Annotated in this window: 4 protein-coding genes; all 4 read right to left on the minus strand. The window is 33.7% G+C overall.

Features of this window, described 5'->3' with window-relative positions:
- Window positions 1–701: 701 nt before the first annotated feature.
- The 4 genes from RRB46_RS10560 to RRB46_RS10580 all read right to left on the minus strand — a co-directional run bounded on the left by RRB46_RS10560 (window position 702) and on the right by RRB46_RS10580 (window position 3,547).
- The gene (locus RRB46_RS10560; RefSeq protein ID WP_311538503.1) at window positions 702–1,496 is read right to left on the minus strand and encodes an alpha/beta hydrolase-fold protein; all 795 of its coding nucleotides are present in this window, start codon (window positions 1,494–1,496) and stop codon (window positions 702–704) included.
- A gap of 176 nt (window positions 1,497–1,672) precedes the next feature.
- The gene (locus RRB46_RS10565) at window positions 1,673–2,401 is read right to left on the minus strand and encodes a hypothetical protein (protein ID WP_311538505.1); all 729 of its coding nucleotides are present in this window, start codon (window positions 2,399–2,401) and stop codon (window positions 1,673–1,675) included.
- Window positions 2,402–2,486: 85 nt separating this feature from the next.
- Window positions 2,487–2,999, minus strand: a complete 513-nt coding sequence (locus RRB46_RS10570; RefSeq protein ID WP_311538506.1) for a nitroreductase family protein — start codon at window positions 2,997–2,999, stop codon at window positions 2,487–2,489.
- Between the two features lie 236 nt (window positions 3,000–3,235).
- Window positions 3,236–3,547 carry a hypothetical protein gene (locus tag RRB46_RS10580; protein WP_311538508.1) on the minus strand — a complete coding sequence of 104 codons (312 nt, stop codon included), beginning with the start codon at window positions 3,545–3,547 and terminating at the stop codon, window positions 3,236–3,238.
- Window positions 3,548–3,660: the final 113 nt, after the last annotated feature.

Raw genomic sequence — 3,660 nt, forward strand, 5'->3', positions numbered from 1 at the left:
TTCTTACTGATTTAAAATCAAAAGTCCCCTAAAAATCACAATCTAGTCCAAATTGTATTTCTTTAGTTACTTGTCATCTTAGTATTAACAAAATTCTTATTTAAGTATGCTTGTCAGTGTGATTTTCTTGACGGGTACTTTTTATTTTAAATCTTCCAATAGATTAGTATAGAAATCTCGCTTATCGCAATGTTTGCAAAAGCAAAAGAGCCTAATAACTAATATGACGTTAATATCCTCTCAGAATACAGAATAATTCTCCTAAGGTCGGAAGATTTTGTAAATGGAGATGCCGTTAAGAAAATCTCCTGACGCACGAGTTCAAATTAAATTTCTGTAACTACTGAGATTTGAGTTTAAACAAAACATAAATTTGGACTAGATTGAGATTCTTAGGCATCGGAATGTCAAAATCAATTAGGATTAGGATAACTAAAACAAGGGTATATGTCTACAAAAAGAGGCTTGCCAAAGGCAAGCTTCTGGTCATGCCCTCCGCCAAGGAGTCGCTTGTGGGGTGTAACGGGGAGGGGTTTAAGGGGAGGCCGATGAGGACCCATGCGAAAGGGTCCTTGGGCCTCCCCTTTATACGAAGATTCAATTGTAAATGAATATAATTTATTAAAATATTAAGTTACGAAGAATTAAAGTCTATAATAACATTATCTTGGATAATAAACCCCCAATAATAACAACTTATTTTATTTTAAAACATACTCCAAGCACTCTAATAAATATTTTGCCCAATCCCCCTCACAATGGGTGTCTCCACTTATTATTCTTAATTTTATATTATCTATTGGAATCCCTGCCTTTATTAGGAGGTCATAATAATTTACCGATGAATCTATATAGGCTTGGCTTATTTTTCTTTCTGCACTCTCTTCTGTGCCTACTTTGATATAAATTTTTTGATTATCTTTTAGACTTGCATCTTTAAAATAACTTTCAAATTTATCCTTAAAGGCGAAGCTTGCTAGGGAAAATATGCCTAGGCTTCCGATTTTAGCTTGGTATTTTTTTCCTATAAAGGCTGATATATTTGCTCCAGCTGATGATCCTATCATTGATGTAAATTTCTTACTTTTTTTAGTCCTATATTTTTGGTCTATAAAAGGCTTTAAGGTATTTAAAATGAAATCTGCGTAAGCATCCCCTTCTGGCCTTTCTATTTTTAGGTCCGCTAGGCTTTGGTCAAGGGGCCAAGGGCTGTATTCTGCCATCCTTGCAGGGCTATTGTCTATGGCTACTCCTATGAATTCTTTTAGGTTTTTATTGTCCCTGATTGTTTCTATTAGGCCCCAAGACACTCCTGAGTAGGATTCATGGTTAAATAATATATTTTGCCCATCGTGAAAGTAGACTACTGGATATTTTTTGGATTTATTTTGATTGTAAGAGTTGGGTAAGATTACCCTTATCCTTCTTTTTTCTTTTTTATAATCCATTTCTAGGTAATATTCTTCAAGAATATTTTCCTTTTTACTATTAGACATGGCTTTTCCTTTCTTTTTATTTCTATAATTATATAATTTTATTGATATATATCAATACTAAGGTCTTCTTGGTCATCTATATATAGAAAATCCAGCCTATTTTAAGTCAGGCTGGATTTTTCTTAAACTTATATAGTTTTATATATCAATTTGATTTTATGGCAAATACGAGGGCTTTAATCGTGATGATGGTGGTTTGAAAAGGCCCACTTGTCGTGTTCTGTAAATATTATTCCTTGGGTCTTATTATATAAGATTATCCCATAGGCCTTAAAGCCTTCATCATTTTCATGGTCGTGGTCATCTTCCTCGTCATGATCTTCATGACTATGGTCATGATGGTCTTCTTCCTCGTGATCTTCTGCTATGATTTTTTCATACTGGTTATTTTCTAAGAGATGAGTATCAAGTGGGGCTCCCTTTAGGTAAAGAATATATTCATCATCTTCTCTTAAGCCATTTGCAAAGTCTACCCAGGATTGGTATTTGATTTCTGCATCTGGCCCCTTTTGATTATTTATTGTAAAATCAGATAACTTTAGCTTGTAGATTCCCTTTTCTATAGTATCGACTATTTTAAATTTACCAGAAAAAATAGACTTATGAATCTCAGACCTATTATAAATCTTTTGACTTTCTTCTCTTAATCCAAAATCTAGACCATCCAAGTCAGAATTTGAGAGAAAATCTCCATCAAAGTCGCCCTTGTCATAAAAATTGAGCGAGCTATAGGCGTGGGGATTTGAAAATGAATCTTTTAGATTTTTACCATCAAGAAAGCTAAAGACTTGTTCATTTAAGGATTTAGCTTGGCTTATTTGGTTTTTAGAATTTTCTTTTTCTTGGCCTTGGCCTGCACATCCTACTAATATCAGGCATAGCCCTAACAAAAATATTTTTTTCATATCATTCCTTTATAATTGTTATTAGGATATTTTACTCTTTTTTAAGCCCATATTAAATTTAAAAAGGCCCATTTAGGGCCCTAGCTTAGATAAATTTAAATGTTTCTGATAGGTCTTTGCGGTTTGTGTGGTTGGCAAGTGGTTTACCATCACCATTGGCATATCCTAAATCTATTAGGCAAACTATTTGCTCATTTTCTGGCAAGTCTAGGGCCTTGGCTAGCTTATCTGGATCAAAAAAATTAATCCAACAAGAATCAACTCCCTCATAAGCAGCGGCAAGAACCATGTGGGTTGCCACAATTGTCGCATCTTCTACACCAGAATCATACTTATTGCCAGGATATGTAAATATATTATCCTTATCAAAGGCAACAACAAGCACAGTAGGCGCCCCATAACGGCATGGTGTATGGTCATCTATAATAGCAAGAGCCTTTTTAGATTCTGCCACATAAATTTTTTGAGGTTGGTTGTTCTTTGCAGTTGGTGCAAAGCGACCCGCCTCAAGAATTTTCTCCAAATCATCCCTATCTAAAGCAAGATTAGCAAAATTTTTGCATGAATAACGTTCTTTAACTAAATCAATAAATTCCATAAAAACTCCCTTCAATCTATATTTACCCCAAAATCTCAAAAATAAAATATGCCAAGGTCTAAAGCTATGGCATTGATGAGAAGGAGTTTGGCTAATGGTGCAAATTTAAGCCTATTAATAGATGAGATAGCCTTGCGGCTTACCCCAACCATATAAGCCAAATCCTTTTGACAAAGTCGACTGTCCTTACTAATTTCCCTTAGTCTATTTTTTAACGCCAGCTTATCAACCATAAACTATATAAGCTTACCCGAAATTTCTATAAAATAAATAATAATTATAGCAAGAGATAAGGCAAGTTCAAGTAGAGACCAAGCAAATCTATGCTTGTTAGCAAGTTTTCTACTAAGAATAAAATCCCTTGTACCATTAGTAAGTAATAAAATACCTAAGGCAAGCCCACTATCTAGGCCATAGAATATAGACCCAATAGCAGAAACTATCATAAAGACACCATATCCTAGAAGAAGAGCCTTATAATTCGCCTCTCGATTTATCTTATCAAAACTCACATCATCAGTCTTATTAAATATTTGATCCTTATCCATAAATCCTCCTATCCTGACAAACATACTTCCATTTATTATATGTTAACAAGTATACTTATTATTATATGTTAACAAGTATACTTATTATTATATGTTAACAAGTATACTTATTA

The organism is uncultured Anaerococcus sp., from assembly GCF_963512375.1.
Taxonomy (GTDB): domain Bacteria; phylum Bacillota; class Clostridia; order Tissierellales; family Peptoniphilaceae; genus Anaerococcus.

Coding starts and splice junctions, on each gene's coding strand:
- RRB46_RS10560 (WP_311538503.1), bottom strand. CDS start 1,496: ATGTCTAATAGTAAAAAGGAAAATATTCTTGAAGAATATTACCTAGAA.
- RRB46_RS10580 (WP_311538508.1), bottom strand. CDS start 3,547: ATGGATAAGGATCAAATATTTAATAAGACTGATGATGTGAGTTTTGAT.
- RRB46_RS10570 (WP_311538506.1), bottom strand. CDS start 2,999: ATGGAATTTATTGATTTAGTTAAAGAACGTTATTCATGCAAAAATTTT.
- RRB46_RS10565 (WP_311538505.1), bottom strand. CDS start 2,401: ATGAAAAAAATATTTTTGTTAGGGCTATGCCTGATATTAGTAGGATGT.